The following is a 20262-nucleotide window of genomic DNA, read 5'->3' on the forward strand; positions in this document are numbered from 1 at the left end:
TCATGACCACCACCGCCATCCAGAACATCCCGACGGTAAAGGGCGCGAACGACGCCGCGGCGAAGGCGAAACTGGGCCAGCGCTCGCTGGGCCAGGACGATTTCCTGCGGCTGATGACCGCACAGCTGCAATATCAGGACCCGTTCAACCCGACCGACAACGGCCAGATGGTCGCGCAGATGGCGCAGATGTCGTCGCTGTCGGGCATTACCGAAATGAGTTCGACCCTGAAGACGCTGTCCGCCCGCCTGGCCGGCAGCGGTGCGAGCGACGCGGTGTCGTGGATCGGCAAGGCCGTCCTGACCGACAGCGCGACCGCCACCGCCGATACCAAGGGCAATGTCACCGGTGCGGTCGAGCTCGATGGCGACGCCGCGCAGGTGAAGGTCGAGATTCGCGATGCCAACGGCAATCTCGCCCGTGCCGTGTCGCTGGGTGCGCAGCCTACCGGCATGGTCGATTACCAGTGGGACGGAAAGACCGAGGACGGCAGCGCCGCCGGCGCCGGCCCCTACACGATCAGCGTCGCGGCCAGCGATGCCAGCGGACAGGTGGTGAAGGCTCGCAACCTTGCCTGGGCCGGGGTCTCCTCCGTCATGCCCAATGGCGGAAAACCGATGCTGACGCTGTCCGACGGTCAGCAGGTGCTGGCCGATACCGTTCGCAAGATCGCCTGAAATTCCAACCCTTTCATCTGAATTTTCGCAGGAGCAAATCCCATGTCCTTCTACACTTCGCTCTCCGGTCTGAAGGCTTCGCAGGTCGACATGGCGTCGATCTCGCACAACCTCGCCAACGTCGGCACCACCGGCTTCAAGAAGAGCCGCGCCGAATTCGCCGACGTGATCGCGTCCAACCTGTCGGTCGCGCCGACGCAAATGGTCGGGTCGGGTACCGTGGTGAAGGGCAACCGCCAGCAGTTCGGCGAAGGCAACCTCGTCCAGTCGTCCTCGTCGCTCGACATCGCGATCGCCGGCGACGGCTTCTTCGCGCTGAAGCCCGATCCCACGAAGGACGGCCTGACCTTCACCCGCAACGGCTCGCTGCGCGTCGATTCGAACCAGTTCGTCACCGATGCGCAGGGCGCGCGGCTGCAGGTCTATCCGGTCGACGGGTCGGGCAACGTCGTGTCGACCACCCGCGATTCGCTGGCCGACCTCGTGTTGTTCGAAACCTCGGGCAAGCCGACCGGCACCGAGGATGTGAAGCTCGGCCTCAACATGAACGCCCGCTCGGTCAAGCCGACGACGACCCCGTTCAACCGCTTCGATTCGACCAGCTACAACGAAGCGGTGACCACGACCGTCTATGACGGCGCCGGCAACCCGATGACCATGACCACCTATATGGTCCGCACCACCGCGCCGCAGGCGGACCCGACCGATCTGTCGAGCACCTGGGAAGCCTATAGCTTCGTCGGCGACAAGGCGATGGAAGTGGGCGGCACGCCTGCGACCGGCACGACCCCGGCGGTGCCGGGAACGCAGGCGGTGACGATCACCTTCGATGCCACCGGCAAGTTCACCACCCCGGTCGCGACGACCTTCGACTCGTTCATGCCGGCCAGCGGCGTGGCGCAGCAGCAGATCAAGCTGACCTTCCCGACCACCACCGTCGCGACGACCAAGCCGTTCAAGCTGGAAACGCAGCAGCAGGACGGCGTCGCCGTCGGCCGGTTGCAGGGCGTGACGATTAACGAAAAAGGTATCGTCACCGCCAGCTATTCGAACGGCGATACCAAGGCGCTGGGCCAGGTCGCGATCGTCAACTTCTCGAACTCGGCCGGTCTGCGCCAGATGGGCAACAGCAACTGGCAGGCGACCGGCCTGTCGGGCGACCCCAGCTTCGCCAGCTCGGGCGAAAACGGCGCGGGTTCGCTGATGTCGGGCATGATCGAAGGGTCGAACGTCGACATCACCGAGGAACTGGTCAGCCTGATCGCCGCACAGCGCAACTTCCAGGCGAACTCGAAGGCGCTCGACACCTCGAACCAGATCACGCGGTCGATCCTCGATCTGCGTGCGTAATAAGGCTGTTTGAAAACGCGCGAAAGAGCGCGTTTTGAGGCGGCACCAGCCCGCTCCCCCACCCGACCACCCATCGAGGATACCGTGTGGGTGGCCGGGTGGGGGAGCGGGCTGGTGCCGCAAAATGCGTCTCGACGCATTTTCGAACAGGCATAACCCATGAAACTGGCATGACCCTTGCTGTGTAGCGAGGGTCATACTTGGGAGGTTTCGATGGACCGGCTGGTCTATACCGCAATGTCGGGGTTGCGCGGCCACATGGCGTCGCAGGCGACGATCGCGAACAACATCGCGAACGCCTCGACCATCGGGTATCGCGCGGACAAGGTCGATTTCGAACAGTTGTTGCTGAAGGGCAAGAACGGCGAACTCGAATCCCGCTCGCCCTCGTCAGAGGAAGTGCGCGACATGGACCGGCGGGCCGGCGCGATCCTCGCGACCGGCCGCCCGCTCGACATCGCGATGGAAGGCGACAGCTGGATGGCGGTGCAGGCGCTGGACGGCACCGAAGCCTATACCCGCCGCGGCGACCTGCAGGTTTCTGCCGCCGGCACGCTGGAAACCGGCGATCGCTTGCCGGTCATGGGCGCGACCGGGCCGATCACCGTGCCGCCCTACCAGGCGATTTCCGTCACCGCCGATGGCCGGGTGATGATCGTGCCGCAGGGCGCACCCGCCGGCACGCCGGACCAGGAAATCGGCCAGATCAAGCTGGCGAGCACGGCGGGCAGCCAGACGGTCAAGGGTATCGACAATCTGCTGCACGTCCGCGGCGGCGGCGTCCTGCCCGGCGACATGACCGCCAAGGTCCGTTCGGGTTCGCTCGAACAGTCGAACGTCAACATGACGCAGGCGCTGGTCGACATGATCGAGAACCAGCGGTCGTACGAAGTGCAGGCGGGCATGCTGAAGCAGGCGAAGGAGATGGATGAATCCTCCGCCAACCTGATGCGCGTCCAGAGTTAAGGAGAAGACACGATGGCCAATGCCGCACTCCATATCGCCCGCACCGGGCTGGACGCGCAGGACACGCGCATGCGTGTCATCTCGAACAACCTGGCGAACGTCAACACGACCGGGTTCAAGCGCGACCGCGCCTCGTTCGAGGCGCTGAGCTACCAGATCGTGACTGCACAGGGCGCCGCCTCGACCGCGGAATCGCGCTATGCCACCGGCCTGAACCTCGGCACCGGCGTCAAGATCCAGGGCACCGCCAGCATCCAGACGCAGGGATCGCTGTCGTCGACCGGCAACACGCTCGACATGGCACTCGAAGGCGACGGCTTCTTCCAGGTGCAGCTGCCCGGCGGCCAGCTCGGCTATACCCGCGCCGGCAATTTCAGCCGCTCGCCAGAGGGCATGCTGGTCACGACCGAGGGTTATCAGGTGATGCCCGGCATCACCCTGCCCGAGGGGGCGACCTCGATCACCATTGGCGGTGACGGCACGGTCAGCGCGACGATCCCGAACCAGACCGAAGCGACGCCGATCGGCCAGATCCAGGTGTCGACCTTCGCCAATCCGGCCGGTTTGCAGCCGATCGGCGACAATTTCCTGATCGAAACCGGTGCATCGGGTGCGGTGCAGACCGGCGTCGCCGGCCTCGATGGCCGGGCTCGCATCCGCCAGGGGATGCTGGAGGGTTCGAACGTCAACGTCGTCGAGGAACTCGTCGACATGATCGAGACGCAGCGCGCCTATGAGGTCAATTCGAAGATGATCTCGGCCACCGACGAGATGCTGAAATATGTCAACCAGAACATCTGAAGCCGTGCGCAGCCTCGCGCTCGCCGCGGTCGTGCTGGCGGCAATGCCGGCAACCGCCCGCCCCCTGTTCGGCAGGAAATTGCCGCCCGAGGATTATTCGGCATCGCGCCCCGCGCCGCCGGTGGCCACGGTCGTCGCGACCGGTGCGATCTTTCAGGCGGATCAGGGCTATGCCGCCCTGTACGAAGGCTGGCGCGCCAAGAAGGTCGGCGACCCGCTGACGATCGTGCTGGTCGAACGCACCAGCGCGTCCAAGTCGGCCGGTTCGAAGCTGGACAGCGGCGGCGGCTTCGGCATCACGCCGCCATCGGTCGGGCCGCTGTCGTTCGACCCGAACATCGCGTCGGCATCGGGCAAGCGCAACTTCAACGGCGGCGGATCGGCCGACCAGACGAACGCGCTGTCGGGCGAACTGTCGGTGACGATCGCCGAAGTCTATCCTAACGGCACGATGCTGGTGCAGGGCCGCAAGCAGGTGACGCTCAATCGCGGGGACGAATTCGTCGCGATCAGGGGCATCGTCCGCATGGCCGATGTCGATGCCAACAACCGCGTGCCGTCGACCCGCGTCGCCGATGCCCGCATTTCCTACACCGGCAAGGGCGATGTCGCCCGCGCCAGCCGGCAGGGGTGGCTCAGCCGCTTCTTCCAGGTCGTCAGCCCGTTCTAGGACAGCCCATGCGCCTCCTATTCGCCATCCTCGCCGCCGCCTTCCTGATGGTCCAGCCCGCTTCGGCGGAACGGGTCAAGGACCTCGGCCGCTTCCAGGGCATCCGGTCCAACCAGCTGACCGGCTATGGCATCGTCGTCGGGCTTCCCGGCACCGGTGACGACAATCTCGAATACACCGTACAGTCGGTGAAGGCGATCACGTCGCGCATGGGGCTGCAACTGCCGCAGGGGATCAACCCGGGGCTGAAGAATGCCGCGGTGGTGATGATCACCGCCGAACTGCCCGCCTTCGCCAAGCCCGGCCAGCGGATCGACGTCACCGTCGCCTCGATGGGCAAGGCCAAGTCGCTACGCGGCGGTGCGCTGGTGATGACCCCGCTGATGGGTGCCGACGGGCAGATTTATGCGATGGCGCAGGGCAATCTCGCGGTCGGCGGTCTGGGTGCCGAAGGCGCCGACGGGTCGAAGATCGTAGTCAACATCCCCTCGACCGGTCGCATCCCCGACGGGGCGACGGTCGAACGCACGGTCGACACTGGCTTCGCCACCGCGCCGACGCTGACCTTCAACCTGGCGCAGGCCGACTTCACGACGGCGCAGAATGTCGCGAGCGCGATCAACCGCCGCTTCGGCGCCGGCACCGCGACCGCGATCGACGCGGTATCGGTGGCGATGCGCGCGGCGCCGGGTGCCGATACCCGGTCGATGCTGATGAGCGAGGTCGAGAATCTTCCGGTCCAGCCGGCCGAAACGGCGGCACGCGTCATCGTCAACGCCCGTACCGGGACGATCGTCATCAGCTCTGCAGTCCGGCTGGCGCCATCCGCGGTCACGCATGGCAAGCTGACCGTGAAGATCGACGAGAACCAGCGCGTCAGCCAGCCCGCGCCGCTGAGCCAGGGTCAGACCGCGCTCGAACAGAAGAGCGGTGTGACCGTCGAGCAGGAAGTCAAGCCGATGTTCCTGCTGGCACCCGGACCGCAGCTCGCCGACGTCGTGAAGGCGATCAACGCGATCGGCGCGTCGCCGGCCGATCTGGTCGCGATCCTCGAGGCGCTCAAGGAGTCGGGTGCCCTGAAGGCCGAGCTGGTGGTCCTGTGAGCGTGATCGGCGCGACGACCGGCATCGGGGTCGACACCAGCCGCCTGGGCACCGACAGGAACCTGAAGGCCGCAGGCGAACGGTTCGAAGCGGTCTTCACCGGCATGATGCTGAAATCCATGCGGCAGGCGAAGCTCGCCGACGGCCTGTTCGAGAACAAGGCCGGTACCCAGTTCCGCGACATGTGGGACCAGAAGCTCGCCGAGAACATGGCGGTGACGACGCCGATGGGGATCGGGAAGGCGATGACCGAGTTTCTCGCGAAGGCAAACAAGGTTACCGAGGCGGATACCGTCAATTCGACGCAAGCCGCACCGCAATCTGCCGTTAACCCCTCTGAAGGGAAGAGCGGATGAGCGACCTGCTGTCGATCGGGGCGAGCGGCGTCAGGGCCTATCAGTCGGCGCTGACCACCACGTCGGATAACATCGCGAACGCCGGCACCCCCGGCTATGTGCGCCGCACGACCACGCTCGCCGAAATCGGCGTGGGGTCGTCGGTGCAGCTGACCGGCAGCGGCGTGACCGTTGCCGGCATCGCGCGTTCCGCCGATGCCTTCCGATCGGCGGATGTCCGCCAGACGACCTCCGACGTGTCGCGCAGCGATGGCGGCATCGTATGGATGGAACGGATCGAGGATGCGCTGGGCAGCCGCGCGCTGACCACGCGCATGACCTCGTTCTTCAACGCCGCGACGACCCTGTCGTCCGACCCCTCGGCCGATGCACCGCGCCAGGCGATGATGGAGGAGGCCGAAAGCGTCGCTCAGTCCTTTTCCGGCACGATCAAGGCGCTGGACGATGCGGCGACCAATCTCGACGCGATGGCCGGCAACGTCGCCGAAAAGCTTTCGAACAACGCCGCCGCCCTTGCCCGCATCAACGACGGGCTGGCACGCGTCGCGCGCGGATCGGTCGGCGAGGCGCAGCTGCTCGACCAGCGCGACCGGACGCTCGACGAAATGAGCGAGATGATCGACATCGACGTCCAGTTCGATCCGGTCGGCCGCGTCACCGTCCGCGCGGGGGCGGGGGATACCCCGCCACTGGTCCACGGCATCCAGGCATCGACCGTGCGGGTGTGGCGTGACGACGACAGCGGCGTGCCGGTCTTTGCCGCGATGCGCGACGGGAAGGAAACCGTGCTCAGCCCGCGCGGCGGAACGACGGCCGGCATGATCGACGGTGCGCAGCGTATCAAGGAAATGCGCGCCGACGTCCGCGACCTCGCGCAGAAGTTCGTCGATGGCGTGAACGGCGCGCTGACCCAGGGCGAGGACCTCAAGGGCAATACCGGCGACGCCAACAAGATGTTCGCCATCGACGCGGATGGCCGCGTCACTCTGGCGTTCGACGATGCGAGCAGGATCGCGGCGGCACGGGTCGGCAAGGGGCCGCGCGACAGCGGCAACCTGGGCATATTGGCCGAGGCACGGCGCGCGGGTGCCTGGGAAACGCAGCTGGTCGCGTTGCAGTCGAGCAACGGGTCGGCGCTGGCCGCGCGCAAGACCGTGGCGGAGGCGCAGGGGTCGATCCGCGATTCCGCGATCGATGCCCGCGACATGTCGGCGGGCGTCAATCTCGATCAGGAAGCGGTCAACCTGATGAAGTTCCAGCAGGCGTACCAGGCGTCCAGCCGCGTGATCCAGGTCGCGCGCGAGACGCTCGATGCGATTCTCGCGATCCGATAGGACGTAGCATGCAGATCTCCACCGCCAGCTTCTATAACCGCTCCGCCGCGCAGATGTCGCGGCTGAACGCCGATCTGAACCGCTATACGAGCGAACTGGCGACGAAGAAGCTGAACGTCGCGTCGCAGGATTCGACCGCGTGGATGATGCTGGGCGGCATCAAGAAGGACGAGGCGGACGCGACGGCCTTTCGCGCCAACATTACCCTGTCGCGCGGCTTGCTGGCACAGGCCGACACGGCGCTCGGCAATGTCGACGACCGGCTGGTCCGCGTCCGCGAACTGGCGACCCGGGCCGGCACCGAAACGCTGAACGATGCCGATCGTATGTCGATCGCGACCGAACTGGGCCAGCTGCGCGAAGGGCTGCTGGCGCTTTCCAACACGCGCGACGTGCGCGGCCATGCGATTTTCGGCGGCCTGGGCGACGTCGCCTTTGCCAAGGATGCCGACGGCGCGATCAAATATACCGGCATCGATGCGACCGGCGCGACGGTGGTCGATGTCGAATCGACGGCGCAGATCCGCATCGGCGACGCCAGCCAGATCCAGGTCGGCATCGATGGCAGCCGCGTCTTCGGCGGCGCGACCGGCGCGACCGACATCTTCAAGCTGATCGACGACCTGAAGGCGGCGATGGAAATGCCGCTGACCGCCGCCGCCGCCGAAGCCGCCGGATCGACCGGGACGGGTGGGGCCGGCGGCACGACCGGCGGGACGGGTGGCACGGCCGGAGGTACGGGCGGCACGGCCGGAGGTACGGGCGGCACCGGTGGTACGACCGGAGGTGCCGGTACGACCGACCCCGCTACCCCCGTACCGTTCGACGCGGAGGCCGCGCGCAGCAAATATGCGCTGGCGATCAGCTCGGCACTGAACAAGCTCGATTCGGCCGAGGCGCAGGTCACCGCCGCCCGCGCCGCCAACGGCGCCCGCGCGGCGCGGCTGGAGATCGAATCGACTCAGCTGGAAACGGTCGGCATCGACCGCGAAGAGGCGCGCAGCTCGCTGGAGGACGTCGATATCGCGACGATGACGGTGCAGTTCCAGAAGACGCTGACGATCCTCAACGCGACCCAGGCGACCATCTCGAAGCTCGCGAACCTGTCGCTCTTCAACTATCTGAAGTGACCGATTTGCGCCGTGCGACCCCTGAATTCGGGCACGGTAACGATTTCTCGACGTCTCTCGCGCAAAAGGGGTTTCGTATGACGCGCCGCGACCGGCGGGGCGCCATTTAGTAACCCAGGGGCAAGCGCCATATGTTTCCGGCCATCGGCTTCGTCGTCCTTATCGCCATGGTGTTCGGCGGGTTCGCCTTCACCGGCGGTTCGCTCGGTCCCGTGCTGCACGCCCTGCCGCACGAAATGCTCATCATCGGCGGTGCGGCGGTCGGCGCGCTCATCATCGGCAATTCGGGCCGTGAGCTGAAGGGCATGGGCAGCGGCTTCATGAAGGTGCTGAAGGGGCCCAAATACAAGAAGCAGGATTATCTCGACGCGATCTTCCTGGTGTCCAAGCTGATGAAGATGCTGCGCGCCGAAGGGCCGATCGCGCTGGAACCGCATGTCGAGGACCCGAAATCGTCGTCGGTGTTCAGCGAATATCCGCGGCTGATGAAGGACCATACGCTCATCAACCTGATCGCCGACACGCTGCGCCTGATCGTCGTATCGTCGGGCACGCTGGACGTGCACGCTGTCGAGGAGGTCATGGACAACGCCATCAAGACCCACCATCACGAGGAACAGGGCCCGCAGGCGACGCTGCAGGGGCTGGCCGACGCGCTGCCCGCACTCGGCATCGTCGCCGCCGTGCTGGGCGTGGTGAAGACGATGGGGTCGATCGACAAGCCGCCCTCGATCCTGGGCGGCATGATCGGGTCGGCGCTGGTCGGCACCTTCCTCGGGATTCTGCTCGCTTATGGTCTGGTCGGGCCGCTGGCCGGCCGGTTGCAGCAGGTGATCGATGCCGACGCCGCCATCTATCACACCGTCAAGCAGATCATCATCGCCTCGCTCCACGGCCATCCGCAGCCGCTGGTGATCGAAGCGGCGCGCTCGGGCATTCCGCACCACAACCAGCCGGGGTTCGCCGAAGTCTTTGACGGCCTGCGCGGGCGTTGATCCATGGCGAAGGCACCGCACGGCAATAACCAGCCGCCCCCCGTCATCATCGTCAAGAAGATCATCGCCGAGGGCCATGGCGGCCATCACGGCGGTGCATGGAAGGTCGCCTATGCCGACTTCGTGACGGCGATGATGGCGTTCTTTCTGCTGATGTGGCTGCTGGGCGCGACCACCGAGAAGCAGCGCAAGGGGCTGGCCGACTTCTTCGCACCGACCCTGGTCGAGGTGAAGGCGGGCGCCGCCGGATCGAACGGGCTGTTCGGCGGCGAATCGATCGTCGACCAGGACAGCTATCCCCATCGCGCCGCGCAGACCGGCACCCGGTCGCTGACCATTCCCGTCGACGCCAATGGCGGTGCGAAGGAAGGGGCGGGCGACAAGGGCCGGTTGAAGAACAAGTCCGAACTGACCCAGTCCGACAAGAAGGCGTTCGAGCGCGTGAAGCGCGAACTGGCGCGCAAGCTCGCCACCAACGGCGAGTTGCGCAAGCTGGCACGCAACGTCCGCTTCGTGCCGACGCGCGACGGGGTGCGGATCGACCTGGTCGACAATGCCGATTATTCGATGTTCGCGCTGGGCACCACGGCAATGGCGCCCGAAGCGGCCAAGCTGATGGCGTTGATCGCGCAGACGGTCCGCGACCTGCCCAACACGATCATGATCCGGGGGCATACCGATGCCGTCGCCTATGGCCGGCCGCAGGACATGAACAACTGGATGCTGTCGTCGGGCCGGGCGGAGGCGACGCGTCGCCGCCTAGCCATGGGAGGCGTCGGCGAACGCCGCTTCGAACGGATCGAGGGCGTGGCCGACCGCGAGCCGATGATCGCCAAGGACCCGTACGACCCGCGCAACCGCCGCGTGGCAATCACGCTCCTCTATCAGGCGACCGAAGGCTTTGGCGGCTCGCGCATGGCCAGCATCGACAGCGGCCCCGCCGACCGCGCCGACGTGCCGCGGCCGGGCCGGGAGACGCCGGCGCATTGAGGGGGGCGTGCCGGGACAGGAATTTCCTTTAGTAGAACCTGACCCCCGTACCCCGGCGCAGGCGGGGGTCCAGGAGCGTCATAAGCGACGTTTGTCGCGCTTGGCCCTGGCCCCCCGCCTGCGCGGGGGTACGGTCTGTATGTCGACCCGACTTTAGAAGAACAGCTTCCGGAACGTCAGCCGTATGACGCGACCATTGGGGTCGAGATAGCCCGGCTGGTAATTGATCGGCACCACGCCACTGGCATCGGTCACACGCTGCCGCGCATTGAACAGATTGTCGATGCCCAGGCTGATCCGCGACCCCCGCAGCCAGCGATTGTTGCGGACCAATGCGGGCTGCTGGCCCAGATCGGCGAACAGCCGCAGCCCGACCGTGGCGAGGCTGCCGAAGTTCAACCGCTGCGTCGCGCCGGCCGCACCGCCATCGACCTCGGTTCCCGACTGCCAGTTGACCACCAGCCGCGAACCGATGCCATCGCGGGTATAGCCGCTATTGAACTGCACCTGATGGCGCGGCTGGCCACCGGTGTCGCTGATCGCCGATCCGTTGAGCAGGTCCAGCTCGGGCAGGCCCGGCCGGATCAGGATCGTGTTGGTGAGGGCGACCGTATGGTACAGGCTGGCCCAGATCCGCCCGCCGCCACCACCGCCGCCGCGTCCGCCGAAGCCTCCGCCGCCGGGACCGCCAAAGCCGCGTCCGCCACCCGGACCGCGGCCTTCACCACCCGGACCGCGGCCTTCACCACCCGGACCGCGGCCTTCGCCACCGGGGCCGCGACCTTCACCCGGCGGCGGCGGTGGCGGTGCATCGCCCGGCGGCGGCGCGCCATTGGCTTCCGCTGCTTCGCGTGCCGCACGGCGCTGTTCCATCCGCTGCTGGCGCAGTGCCTCGAACTGGCGCGAGCGCGCGGTCGTCACCCGCTTCGAGAAATTGATGCCCCAGCGCAGCTGGCTGCTGTCGGCGCGGGCGAAGTTGATCGGACGCGTGTCTACGCTCAACAGCGTGCCACCGCGCACGAACCGGTCGGGAAACGCCGCCTGGATATCGGCGGTGATCGCCGGGAAGCTCTGGATCGGATTGTCGATCCGGCTGTCGGTATAGTCGAACTGGAGCGAGATATCGCGCTCGGTCCACGGCTTCACGTTCAACCCCAGCTTGATGACCCGGCTGTCGCTCGACACCAGGTCGGGATTGCCGCCGGTGATGGTGGTAACGTCGACCGTCGTGCCGCTGACATAGTCGAACGTCCGGACGAAAGGCGTGGTGATGAGCGGGTTGCCCAGCTGCTGCTGCGTCGGGGCGTTCTCTTCGTGGCTGACCGACGCCAGCAGGCGGATCGCGGTGATCGGCTGCCAGTTGATGCCATAGCCGAGCGTCGTCAGCGTGCCGAAGTCCGACAGCTGCTCGACCTCCGCATTGGCGTTGAGCGACAGCCGGCCGAGCGCCGACAGCACGTCGCGTGCGGCATTGGCGATCGGCAGGTCGATATTGGCGCGGATCGACGCGGTATCGCGGCCGAGGCTGGTCGAATTGGCGATGCCGGCACGCAGCGAATCGCTGGTGAAGTCGGTCGTCGTCGCCGCCACCCGGATGCTGCTATTGGCGTCGCCGGCGGGCAGCGAGAAGGGGGACCCAGCGATCAGCGCGTTCAGCCCGGCCGCGCTCGACACCGATTTCGCGCGGTCGGCGGTGCGGATCAGGTTGCCCAGATCGCCGAACGGGCTGAACGCGCCGGCGGTCACCGCGCTCTGGACGTCCGACACATCGACGCCGCGTTCGGTGCGGGTGCTGGTTTCGGTCCGGTCGTAATTGCCGTTCACCGTCCAGCGCCACCGGCCGATATCGCCGTTCAGCGCCAGCGCGGCATTGGCCGTCGTCGTCTCGGCATTGCGCATCAGCGGATCGGTATCGGCGAAGCGCCGGACGATCACGTCGCTGGCAAAGGGCGAGAAGGGCGTATTGCCCGGCAATGTCAGCGAGACGCCGGGCAGGCCCAGCAGCGATTCCGTGCGGGTATGTTCGACCCGCGTCGTGACGGTCGCGGCGACATTGCCGAAGATGCTGCGCGCATAGACGCCGTTCGCCGAAAGCCGGTCGGTTGCGCCGGTCAGGGTGCGGAACGGCGTGGTGTCGGTGATGTTCGGATTGTTCGCCCCGGCCGCAAAGCCTGCCAGCGTCGGCGTGCCCGTCGGTACTGCCGCGACGATGACCGGCGTGCCCGCCAGCGCGCTGAGTGTCGGATCGACCGGCGCGCCGCTGACCGTCGAGGTCACGTTGCCGCGCAGGTCGAAGGGTGTGCCGCTGGTGTTCGGGATGATCCCGCGTTCGCTTTCCAGCAGGTTGGACGTGGTTTCGGCCTGCAGGTTCAGGTTGAAGCGCTTGTCCTGGTCGATGCGGACCAGACCGCCCTCGACCTCGAAGTTGCTCGACCCGCCATCGGTCGGCGCGCCGCCCTGCAACTCGCCGGTATAGCTGCGGAAGCGCGGGCGCAGCACGAAGTTGATGACCTTCTGGTCCGAGCGATAGCCATATTTGAGCGCGACTTCCTCGGGCAGGATGTCGACGCGCAGGATCGCTTCGGTCGGCAGGTCGCGAATTTCCTGGAAACCGGCCGAGCGGCGGCCATTGACGAGGAACACCGGCTGGCCGCCGCGGACCGACTGCAATTGCGGAGCGAGTTCGGTGACCAGTTCGGCGACCGAGCTGACACCATAGGAGCGGATGTCGGCAGGGGAGAGCTGCAATTCGGGCTTGATGTCGCCCGGCACCGTTCCGGGCGGCAGGCGGCCGGTGACGACGATCTCTTCCGCGTCGCTTTCGGTGTCGGTGCCGCCGGCGCCCGCCGATCCGGTCGAACCCGGATCGGCGGGCGCGGTGCCCAGCGCCAGTATCAGTAACGTCCACCGCGCCATGCGCATTCCTTCCACACCCTGCCCGCCATCTGCGGTAACAGGGCCACTACGGTCCAAATGTCGCACAACTATCGCGGCCGGCGAAAATATCCGGGTAGATTCAGCGCTTCAGCAGATAGTTCAGCCGCGCTCCGGCGATCGGGCGGTCGCGGTCGTCCTGCCATGCGATCGCCGTGACATTGGCGATGCGCCCACCCAGCCGCGTCACCTCGCCGGCGGCGAAGGTCGTCCGCTCGCGCCCGCCGCGCATATAGTCGATGGTGACGTTGATCGGCTTGATGACCGTTTGCTCTTCACCCAGCGCGGCGCGGAGCGTGGCCCATGCCGCCATTTCCAGCATCCCGCCGATCGCGCCGCCATGCAGGAAGCCGGGGCGGCCGAGCAGGTCGTGGGCGAACTCCATCGTCACCAGCGGATGGCCGCGATTATCGGTGCCGAAGGTCAGGCCGAGCAGTTCGGCATAGGGCGACACGGTCATGCGAACGAGTCCAGCAACATGAAGGTGCCCGCGACATGCGCCACCGGATCGTCCGGGTCGCCGTCATGGGCAATGCCGCGCACGAACGCGACCTGCCGCGCGACGCGGTAGCATTCGCCGCGCCCGACGACGGTCCGCTCTGGCGTGGCCGGGCGCAGATAATCGATCCGCAGGTCGAGCGTGGCATGGGGCAGGAACGCGCCACGCTTCAGCCACACCCCGACGCTGGTCGCCATGTCCATCAGCGTCAGGATCGGTCCCGATGCCAGCACGCCGCGCGCCGGATCGCCGATCAGGTTGGGGCGGAACGGCAGCAGCAATTCGCACCAATCGGCGCCATGCGCCTGATATCCGATGCCCAGCCGCGTGCCATGCCCGCCGATCCGTGCGGAAAAGAAGCGGGCCGGATCGAAGCCGGGCGAAGGGGCGGGGGCAGTCATGCTCCGGTCCATAGGGCGGAACGCGGCCGGAATGAAGCGGCCTACCATAACAGCCTTGTAACTATGGCTTGGGCCGGCACGGCCATAGGATCCCGCTCGCGGCGCACGACCGTCGCGTCACGGGGGGAAGAACATGCCGATCGTCACCATCCCACTTGCCGAGATCGTCGATCTGGGAACGCAGGTTGCGACGACCGGCGCGATCCGCGTGGCGGAGGCGTCGGGCGATCAGGTGTTCGAATATATCATCGCCGTCGCGATGCTGGTGTACGAGATGTATCCGAACTGAGATGCCGGCACCGATCGATGGACAGTTGCGCGATGCGATCGCGGCGGCGCGGGAGCGGTCGCTCGCGGTGGCGCGCGACTGGACCGACGATGCGGCGGTTCGGGCGGTAACGGCGCGCTTCGCCGATGTGACGACGCTGGCCGAGGGAGAGGCCGCTGCGTGCGCATTGGTGCAGGATGCCGGCTGGGTCGGTGCCCTGCTCGCCCCGTGGATCGCAAGGCTGCGGGACGATCCCCTGCTTGAACCGCCGTTCAAGAGCCAGCGCGACGCATTGCGCACCGGCATGGTGCTGGTCGAGACGGCGGCTGCCAGCGTGACGATGGCGGTGATCGACCACCTTGCCCCGGCGGCCCGCGTCATGCCCGATACCGTCGTCGTTGGCGGGCGGGTGTCGTGGACGCGCTACCTGCGCGGGGGCGAGGCCCGGCTGTGGCGATGGCGGGCCGACGCGATCGACGATGGCTGGCACGGTGCCATCGCCGCACCGGCGCGGCCATTGGCGGTGCAGCCCCTGGCCGATGGCGCAGTGGTGCGGCTGGACGGACGGACCGACGCGATGTTGCTGGTCGAACCGGTCGGCCCCATCGTGTCGGTGACGATCACGCTGCGCCACGGTGCCGCGCCGTTCATGCGCGAATATGACCGGGCGGGCGGTGGGCTGGTGCGCGTGGCGACGCTGGACGACGCGGCGGCGCGCAGCACGATGCTGCTGACGCTGTTGCGCGAACTGGGACAGGCGGACGAAGAGGTGTTCGACGCGCTGTCGCGCGACCCCGCCTTCTTCGTGCGCTGGGACGCGATGCGCGAATGGCTGGCCTGCGATGCGCGTGCCGCCTTGCCCCGGCTGCGCGCGATGACCGACGATCCGCACCCCGACGTCCGATCAGCGGCCCAGGCGATGCTGCCGGTGGTGGAAGCGCGCATGGGGGCGGCATGGCACGGGTGATCGACCCGGGCAGTGGCGATGCGATCGGGCTGGACGATCTGGTCGACCTGCTCGCCACCGAACCGGTCGATGTGCGCGACGAGGAGGCGTTCGCGTCGCTTGGCCCGGCACTCGCCCGGCTCGGGCGCAACCGGACCTTCCTTGGCGAACTCGCGCTGGCCGAACTCAAACAGCGGTGCCGCGGGCAGGTCGACGGCAATGCCTATGGTGCACAGGTGTTGCTGCTGCGCCCGCCTGATGGCCGCTTCGTTCTGCGTGCGAATTTCTGGCCGGCGGCGCAGGATCGCGCGCTCCGGGCCGGCGGGCGGGGCGCCTATTTCTACGACCTGCCGCACGACCATAATTTCCCGTTCCTGACGGTCGGCTATCATGGGCCGGGCTATTGGAGCGACGATTACCGCTACGACGTCACCGCCATCGACGGCAGCATCGGCGAACCGGCGGGTCTGCGCCATGTCGGGCGCTCGCGGCTCGATCCGGGCAAGGTGCTGCTCTACCGGATGCGCGACGACGTGCATGTCCAGCTGCCGCCCGATGCCTTTTCGGTATCGCTCAACATCCTGGGCTATGACGCGGCTCAGCCCTGGCTCGACCAATATCGCTTCGACATTCGCGGCAACAGCATCGCGCAGGTGCTGACCTCGACGCCGGCGGAGGCGCTGGTGACGCTGGCCGTCGGGGCTGACCTGCCCGACGCGCTCGACCTCGCCGAGAGTTTTGCCACGCGCCACCCGTGCGACCGGATGCGGATCACCGTGCTCGACGCGCTGGTCCGGTCCGGACCCGATCCGCTGGCCGCGCTGGAGCGCGCGGCGGACGACCCGTCGCGGCGGATCGCCGGCCATGCCCGACAGCTGCTGGCACAGATCGATCCGGATCGGACGCGGTTGTCCTAAGCGGCTGGCGATGGGCGGGTAGGGTGTCGTCGATGCATGTCGTCGTCGCCCTTGATCCGGTTCCCGCGCTGGTCGTTCCGGCGCGTCGGCGGGGCATCGTGCTGCGCTCGCTGCCCGAGGCGCCCCATGCCCCGGTCCGGTTGGCGCGCTGGCACCGGGGGGAGGGGTGCGCGCCGGGGCGGCTGCGGACGGTACGTGGCGGCGAACGGTCGGTGCGCGCGATGCTGCTGGTCGAGGATGCCGATGCGCTGGCCGCCGGGCTGGATGCGGGCGCCGACGATGCGGTGCTGGAACGCGCGCACCCGGTCGAGATCGTCGCACGGATGCTGGCGCTGCTGCGCGACAGCCGCCGCGACGGGCTGCTGACCATCGGCGACCTGACTATCGACCGCGCCGCGCACCGGGTGTGGCGCGGAGGCACTAGACTGCATCTGTTGCCGCGCGAATATGCGGTGTTGCTGCATCTGGCCGAACATGCTGGCCGCGCGGTGTCGCGTACGGCGCTGTTGCGTGCGCTATGGGACCGGGATTTCGATCCCGGCACCAATGTCGTGCAGGTGCAGATGTCGCGGCTGCGCGCGAAGCTCGATGCGGCCGGTCCGCCGATGCTGCACACTGATCGCGGCCGGGGCTACCGGCTGGGGGACGTGTCGTGGCAACTATCGCCGGCCGGCGACGATCGATAGCATAGGTCCCGAAACAAAACGGGATGAGGGGTGCCGCATGACGCGGGTGACGATTTCGACGGTCGACGGCATTGCCGATGTGCGGCTGACGCGCGGCGACAGGATGAATGCGATCGATCTGGAAATGTTCGATGCGCTGATCGACGCAATCGATACGCTGCGCGATTCATCGATGCGCTGTGTGGTGTTGTCGGGGGAGGGGCGGGCATTTTGCGCCGGGCTGGACATGGCGAGCATGGCGGCCGGCGCGGCGGGCATCGACCTTGCGACGCGCAGCCATGGCATCGCCAATCGCGTGCAGCAGGTGGCCTGGGGCTGGCGGACGCTGCCCATGCCGGTGATCGCTGCGGTGCATGGCCTCGCCTTCGGCGGCGGGATGCAGATCATGGCCGGCGCCGATATACAGATCGCCGCACCCGACACCCGCTTCTCGATCCTCGAAGCCAAATGGGGCCTGGTCGCCGACATGGCCGGCTTTGCGCTGTGGCGTGACGTGCGGAGCGATCTGCTCAGGGAACTGGCCTTTTCCGCGCGCGAGTTCACGGCGGAAGAGGCGGTGCGTGCCGGCTTCGTCACGCGACTGGCCGACGACCCGCACGGGGCGGCTATAGTCCTCGCCCGCGCGATCGCCGCACGCAGCCCGGATGCGGCACGTGCGGCCAAGCGGATGGCGAACCTGGCCGACGAAGCGGATGCCGCGACGATCCTCGCTGCGGAGAGCGCCGAGCAACAGGCGCTGCTCGGCAAGCCCAATCAGGTGGAGGCGGTGCGCGCCGGCATGGAACGGCGCGCGCCATCGTTCCAGGATTGATCCGACCAAATTCGTCGCCCCAGCGAAGGCTGGGGCCTGGCGCGGCTCTTGTCCCGCCCATTCCCGAGAGATTCTAGCCTTCGCCGGGATGACGTCCAGTCAGACCGGACGGTTCAGATGTCCTGCACCAGCCGCCCGTACAGCTCCGGCCGGCGGTCGCGGAAGAATCCGAACGCCGCACGGTGGCGCTTTACCCGGTCGAGGTCGAAGGTCGCGGTGATGACGCCCTCCTCCTCGCGGTCGAGTTCGGCAACGATGTCGCCGCGCTCATCGGTGATGAACGACGTCCCGTAGAAGGTCTGGCCATGTTCGGTGCCGACCCGGTTGGCGGCGACGACCGGCACGACGTTCGACACGGCGTGGCCGACCATCGCCCGGCGCCACAGCCGCGCGGTGTCGAGGCTGGTGTCGTGCGGTTCGCTGCCGATCGCGGTCGGGAAGAACAGGACCTGCGCCCCCATCAGCATCAGCGCGCGCGCGGTTTCCGGGTACCATTGGTCCCAGCAGATGCCGACGCCCAGCTTCGCCGGGCCGTCCCACACCTTGAACCCGGTATTGCCGGGGCGGAAATAGAATTTTTCCTCGTACCCCGGCCCGTCGGGGATGTGGCTCTTGCGATACACGCCCTGGATGCGGCCATCGGGGTCGATCATCGCCAGGCTGTTGTAATGATGATGGCCGTCCAGTTCGAAGAAGCTGGTCGGGATCGCGATCTTCAGTTCGCCGGCGAGTTCCTGCATCGCGCGCACCGCCTTGTGCTCGGCCACCGGCTTGGCGTTGGCGAACAGCCCTTCGTCTTCGATGCGGCAGAAATATTCGCCTTCGAACAGTTCGGGCGGCAGCACGACCTGCGCGCCCCTGGCCGCGGCTTCGCGGACGAGCGCCGAGACATTGGCGATGTTGCGGTCGATATCGGCGGTGAAGCCGAGCTGGAGCGCGGCAACGGTGATGTCGGTCATGGACGGTCCTAAAGCGTGACGCCGAAACGGGCGGCAACGGGGATAATGGCCAGATACAGCAGGATCGTGACACCGCAACCGGCGACGAGCGCCCACCAGAAGCCGATGCCGTGCCGCAGCAGCGCGGGCACGATCAGGAACATGGGAAGCGAGGGCAGCACATACCAGAAGGTCGCCTCCGCATGGGTCGCCAGCCGCACCGCATCGCCCGTATCGCGCCACAGCCAGATCATGCCGAGCAGCGAGACCAGCGGCAGCGACGCGACCAGCGCCCCCGCCGCCGGACTGCGCCGGGCGATCAGCGCCACGGCGGCGACGATCAGCCCGGACAGCGCGGTGCGGAGCGCAAACGCGATCAAGCCGCCGGAATCTGCTGGCTGATGCAGTGGAAGCTGCCGCCGCCGGTCAGGATATGATCGGCGCGCAGGCCCACGACTTCGTGGTTCGGGAAGAGCTCGGCAAAGGCCGCGACGGCCGCATCGTCGGTCCCGGTGCCGTAGAGCGGTACGACCACCGCGGCATTGCCGATGTAGAAATTCATGTGGCTGCCCGGAATGATCTCCTCATCCGGCGACAGCACGCGGCCGGGCGAGGGAACCAGCACCACCTCCACGCCGAACGCCTTCGCGCGGGCGGCAGCGTCCTGATAGATGCGCCAGTTCGGGTCGTTCTCCGCCGCTTCCGGGATCGCCAGCCGGTTCGGCCCGACGAAGCGGGCGAGATTGTCGACATGGCCATCGGTATGGTCGTTGAGCAACCCGTCGCCCAGCCACAGCACCCGGTCATAGCCCAGATCCTCGCGCAGCCGCGTCTCGGCATCCGTGCGGTGGAAATCGACATTGCGGTTGCGGTTGAGCAGGCATTGTTCGGTCGTCACGACCAGCCCGGTGCCGTCACCGTCCAGCGCGCCGCCTTCGACGATCCAGTCATGCTCGGCGACCGGCAGGCCGCGCTCGCGCGCCAGCCGCAGGCCGATATCATCGTCGCCGGGCAGGTCGTATTTGCCGCCCCAGCCATTGAAGCCGAAGCAGCGCGCGGTGCCCTCGCCATCGATGATCGGGCCGGTATCGCGCAGCCAGATATCGCCGAACGGTTCGATGATGACCTCGGCGAACGGCGCGCGCTGCCGCGCATCGTCGGCGGCTTCGATATCGGCGGCGACCAGCAGCACCTTTTCACCCCGGCCGTCGGCATGGACGGCGCGGGCAAAGGCGACGACTTCGTCGCGGGCGGGGTCGAGGTCCTCCAGCCAGAGTTCGGCATGGCTGGGATAGCCGATCCATACGGCGGCGTGGGGGGCCCATTCGGGTTTCGGCGCGGTCATGCGCGCGCAAATACTGAATCGCGAGCGCTAGGAAAAGGGGCGGGCTCGTGCTGAGATGACACCAGTCGTTTTCGTTACCCCGGATCAAGTCCCGGGTGACGTAGCGTGTCTCCTTGTCATCCCCGGCAAACCTTGCCCCGGCGGC

The 20262-nt window shown here is 67.3% G+C and carries 22 protein-coding genes; 16 read left to right on the top strand and 6 right to left on the bottom strand.

The features are described from left to right. Nucleotides 1–2: 2 nt before the first annotated feature. The 11 genes from PPZ50_RS05430 (at nt 3) to PPZ50_RS05480 (ending at nt 10372) form a co-directional block, all read left to right on the top strand. Entirely contained in the window at nt 3–677 is a 675-nt protein-coding gene (locus PPZ50_RS05430; RefSeq protein WP_066688152.1) for a flagellar hook assembly protein FlgD, read from the top strand. Nucleotides 678–719: 42 nt separating this feature from the next. Further along, the gene (locus tag PPZ50_RS05435) at nt 720–2027 is read left to right on the top strand and encodes a flagellar hook protein FlgE (RefSeq protein WP_066688153.1); all 1308 of its coding nucleotides are present in this window, start codon (nt 720–722) and stop codon (nt 2025–2027) included. A gap of 213 nt (nt 2028–2240) precedes the next feature. Then, nucleotides 2241–2993 (top strand): flagellar basal body rod protein FlgF, encoded by a 753-nt coding sequence (locus PPZ50_RS05440; RefSeq protein WP_066688154.1) that lies wholly within the window; start codon nt 2241–2243, stop codon nt 2991–2993. 12 nt (nt 2994–3005) lie between these two features. Further along, nucleotides 3006–3794 (top strand): flagellar basal-body rod protein FlgG, encoded by a 789-nt coding sequence (gene flgG / locus PPZ50_RS05445; protein ID WP_066688155.1) that lies wholly within the window; start codon nt 3006–3008, stop codon nt 3792–3794. Continuing rightward, nucleotides 3775–4464 carry a flagellar basal body L-ring protein FlgH gene (locus PPZ50_RS05450; protein WP_084401264.1) on the top strand — a complete coding sequence of 230 codons (690 nt, stop codon included), beginning with the start codon at nt 3775–3777 and terminating at the stop codon, nt 4462–4464. The genes flgG and PPZ50_RS05450 overlap by 20 nt, the downstream gene beginning before the upstream one ends. An 8-nt stretch (nt 4465–4472) precedes the next feature. After that, the gene (locus PPZ50_RS05455) at nt 4473–5567 is read left to right on the top strand and encodes a flagellar basal body P-ring protein FlgI (protein ID WP_066688156.1); all 1095 of its coding nucleotides are present in this window, start codon (nt 4473–4475) and stop codon (nt 5565–5567) included. 2 nt (nt 5568–5569) lie between these two features. Beyond that, nucleotides 5570–5923, top strand: a complete 354-nt coding sequence (locus tag PPZ50_RS05460; protein WP_232307850.1) for a rod-binding protein — start codon at nt 5570–5572, stop codon at nt 5921–5923. Beyond that, entirely contained in the window at nt 5920–7257 is a 1338-nt protein-coding gene (gene flgK / locus PPZ50_RS05465) for a flagellar hook-associated protein FlgK (RefSeq protein WP_066688163.1), read from the top strand. The genes PPZ50_RS05460 and flgK overlap by 4 nt, the downstream gene beginning before the upstream one ends. 8 nt (nt 7258–7265) lie before the next feature. Continuing rightward, nucleotides 7266–8387, top strand: a complete 1122-nt coding sequence (locus tag PPZ50_RS05470; protein ID WP_066688165.1) for a flagellin N-terminal helical domain-containing protein — start codon at nt 7266–7268, stop codon at nt 8385–8387. Nucleotides 8388–8518: 131 nt separating this feature from the next. Continuing rightward, entirely contained in the window at nt 8519–9382 is an 864-nt protein-coding gene (motA, locus tag PPZ50_RS05475) for a flagellar motor stator protein MotA (RefSeq protein WP_066688170.1), read from the top strand. Nucleotides 9383–9385: 3 nt separating this feature from the next. Then, nucleotides 9386–10372, top strand: coding sequence for a flagellar motor protein MotB (locus tag PPZ50_RS05480; RefSeq protein WP_066688172.1), 987 nt, complete (start codon nt 9386–9388; stop codon nt 10370–10372). 153 nt (nt 10373–10525) lie between these two features. Here the strand turns inward: PPZ50_RS05480 and PPZ50_RS05485 are convergent, their stop codons facing one another. The 3 genes from PPZ50_RS05485 to PPZ50_RS05495 form a co-directional block, all read right to left on the bottom strand. After that, entirely contained in the window at nt 10526–13288 is a 2763-nt protein-coding gene (locus PPZ50_RS05485; protein WP_272815734.1) for a TonB-dependent receptor, read from the bottom strand. Nucleotides 13289–13388: 100 nt separating this feature from the next. Beyond that, nucleotides 13389–13766, bottom strand: a complete 378-nt coding sequence (locus PPZ50_RS05490; RefSeq protein ID WP_066688176.1) for a PaaI family thioesterase — start codon at nt 13764–13766, stop codon at nt 13389–13391. After that, nucleotides 13763–14206: a PaaI family thioesterase gene (locus PPZ50_RS05495; protein WP_066688320.1), complete on the bottom strand. Its 444-nt coding sequence runs from the start codon at nt 14204–14206 to the stop codon at nt 13763–13765. Before PPZ50_RS05495 ends, PPZ50_RS05490 begins: the two co-directional genes overlap by 4 nt. A 133-nt stretch (nt 14207–14339) precedes the next feature. On the opposite strand from PPZ50_RS05495, the gene PPZ50_RS05500 reads away from it, so the two are divergent. Genes PPZ50_RS05500 through PPZ50_RS05520 form a run of 5 tightly spaced genes read left to right on the top strand, consistent with a single transcriptional unit; the run spans nt 14340 to nt 17834 of the window. Next, on the top strand, nt 14340–14495 hold the full coding sequence (locus PPZ50_RS05500) for a hypothetical protein (protein WP_157092671.1): 156 nt from the start codon (nt 14340–14342) through the stop codon (nt 14493–14495). Nucleotide 14496: 1 nt separating this feature from the next. Then, nucleotides 14497–15441 (top strand): hypothetical protein, encoded by a 945-nt coding sequence (locus tag PPZ50_RS05505; RefSeq protein WP_066688178.1) that lies wholly within the window; start codon nt 14497–14499, stop codon nt 15439–15441. Beyond that, nucleotides 15429–16337, top strand: a complete 909-nt coding sequence (locus PPZ50_RS05510; RefSeq protein ID WP_066688180.1) for a hypothetical protein — start codon at nt 15429–15431, stop codon at nt 16335–16337. The genes PPZ50_RS05505 and PPZ50_RS05510 overlap by 13 nt, the downstream gene beginning before the upstream one ends. Nucleotides 16338–16369: 32 nt before the next feature. Continuing rightward, nucleotides 16370–17023 carry a winged helix-turn-helix domain-containing protein gene (locus tag PPZ50_RS05515; RefSeq protein ID WP_066688181.1) on the top strand — a complete coding sequence of 218 codons (654 nt, stop codon included), beginning with the start codon at nt 16370–16372 and terminating at the stop codon, nt 17021–17023. Between the two features lie 37 nt (nt 17024–17060). Beyond that, a complete protein-coding gene (locus tag PPZ50_RS05520) occupies nt 17061–17834 on the top strand; it encodes a crotonase/enoyl-CoA hydratase family protein (protein WP_066688182.1) in 774 nt (257 codons plus the stop codon). A 113-nt stretch (nt 17835–17947) separates the two neighbouring features. On the opposite strand, the gene aguB is transcribed toward PPZ50_RS05520, so the two are convergent. Genes aguB through PPZ50_RS05535 form a run of 3 tightly spaced genes read right to left on the bottom strand, consistent with a single transcriptional unit; the run spans nt 17948 to nt 20117 of the window. Then, on the bottom strand, nt 17948–18793 hold the full coding sequence (aguB, locus tag PPZ50_RS05525; protein ID WP_066688183.1) for an N-carbamoylputrescine amidase: 846 nt from the start codon (nt 18791–18793) through the stop codon (nt 17948–17950). An 8-nt stretch (nt 18794–18801) separates the two neighbouring features. Next, a complete protein-coding gene (locus PPZ50_RS05530) occupies nt 18802–19152 on the bottom strand; it encodes a DUF3147 family protein (protein WP_066688186.1) in 351 nt (116 codons plus the stop codon). Continuing rightward, nucleotides 19149–20117, bottom strand: a complete 969-nt coding sequence (locus PPZ50_RS05535) for an agmatine deiminase family protein (RefSeq protein WP_066688191.1) — start codon at nt 20115–20117, stop codon at nt 19149–19151. Before PPZ50_RS05535 ends, PPZ50_RS05530 begins: the two co-directional genes overlap by 4 nt. Nucleotides 20118–20262 lie beyond the last annotated feature (145 nt).

It is taken from the genome of Sphingomonas hankookensis, assembly GCF_028551275.1.
In the GTDB taxonomy this organism is placed as follows: Bacteria; Pseudomonadota; Alphaproteobacteria; order Sphingomonadales; family Sphingomonadaceae; genus Sphingomonas; species Sphingomonas hankookensis_A.

Bases quoted from the DNA above. Each gene is read 5' to 3' on its own strand.
- PPZ50_RS05430 (WP_066688152.1), top strand. From the start codon at position 3: ATGACCACCACCGCCATCCAGAACATCCCGACGGTAAAGGGCGCGAAC.
- PPZ50_RS05435 (WP_066688153.1), top strand. From the start codon at position 720: ATGTCCTTCTACACTTCGCTCTCCGGTCTGAAGGCTTCGCAGGTCGAC.
- PPZ50_RS05440 (WP_066688154.1), top strand. From the start codon at position 2,241: ATGGACCGGCTGGTCTATACCGCAATGTCGGGGTTGCGCGGCCACATG.
- flgG (WP_066688155.1), top strand. From the start codon at position 3,006: ATGGCCAATGCCGCACTCCATATCGCCCGCACCGGGCTGGACGCGCAG.
- PPZ50_RS05450 (WP_084401264.1), top strand. From the start codon at position 3,775: ATGTCAACCAGAACATCTGAAGCCGTGCGCAGCCTCGCGCTCGCCGCG.
- PPZ50_RS05455 (WP_066688156.1), top strand. From the start codon at position 4,473: ATGCGCCTCCTATTCGCCATCCTCGCCGCCGCCTTCCTGATGGTCCAG.
- flgK (WP_066688163.1), top strand. From the start codon at position 5,920: ATGAGCGACCTGCTGTCGATCGGGGCGAGCGGCGTCAGGGCCTATCAG.
- PPZ50_RS05470 (WP_066688165.1), top strand. From the start codon at position 7,266: ATGCAGATCTCCACCGCCAGCTTCTATAACCGCTCCGCCGCGCAGATG.
- motA (WP_066688170.1), top strand. From the start codon at position 8,519: ATGTTTCCGGCCATCGGCTTCGTCGTCCTTATCGCCATGGTGTTCGGC.
- PPZ50_RS05480 (WP_066688172.1), top strand. From the start codon at position 9,386: ATGGCGAAGGCACCGCACGGCAATAACCAGCCGCCCCCCGTCATCATC.
- PPZ50_RS05485 (WP_272815734.1), bottom strand. From the start codon at position 13,288: ATGGCGCGGTGGACGTTACTGATACTGGCGCTGGGCACCGCGCCCGCC.
- PPZ50_RS05490 (WP_066688176.1), bottom strand. From the start codon at position 13,766: ATGACCGTGTCGCCCTATGCCGAACTGCTCGGCCTGACCTTCGGCACC.
- PPZ50_RS05495 (WP_066688320.1), bottom strand. From the start codon at position 14,206: ATGACTGCCCCCGCCCCTTCGCCCGGCTTCGATCCGGCCCGCTTCTTT.
- PPZ50_RS05500 (WP_157092671.1), top strand. From the start codon at position 14,340: ATGCCGATCGTCACCATCCCACTTGCCGAGATCGTCGATCTGGGAACG.
- PPZ50_RS05505 (WP_066688178.1), top strand. From the start codon at position 14,497: ATGCCGGCACCGATCGATGGACAGTTGCGCGATGCGATCGCGGCGGCG.
- PPZ50_RS05510 (WP_066688180.1), top strand. From the start codon at position 15,429: ATGGCACGGGTGATCGACCCGGGCAGTGGCGATGCGATCGGGCTGGAC.
- PPZ50_RS05515 (WP_066688181.1), top strand. From the start codon at position 16,370: ATGCATGTCGTCGTCGCCCTTGATCCGGTTCCCGCGCTGGTCGTTCCG.
- PPZ50_RS05520 (WP_066688182.1), top strand. From the start codon at position 17,061: ATGACGCGGGTGACGATTTCGACGGTCGACGGCATTGCCGATGTGCGG.
- aguB (WP_066688183.1), bottom strand. From the start codon at position 18,793: ATGACCGACATCACCGTTGCCGCGCTCCAGCTCGGCTTCACCGCCGAT.
- PPZ50_RS05535 (WP_066688191.1), bottom strand. From the start codon at position 20,117: ATGACCGCGCCGAAACCCGAATGGGCCCCCCACGCCGCCGTATGGATC.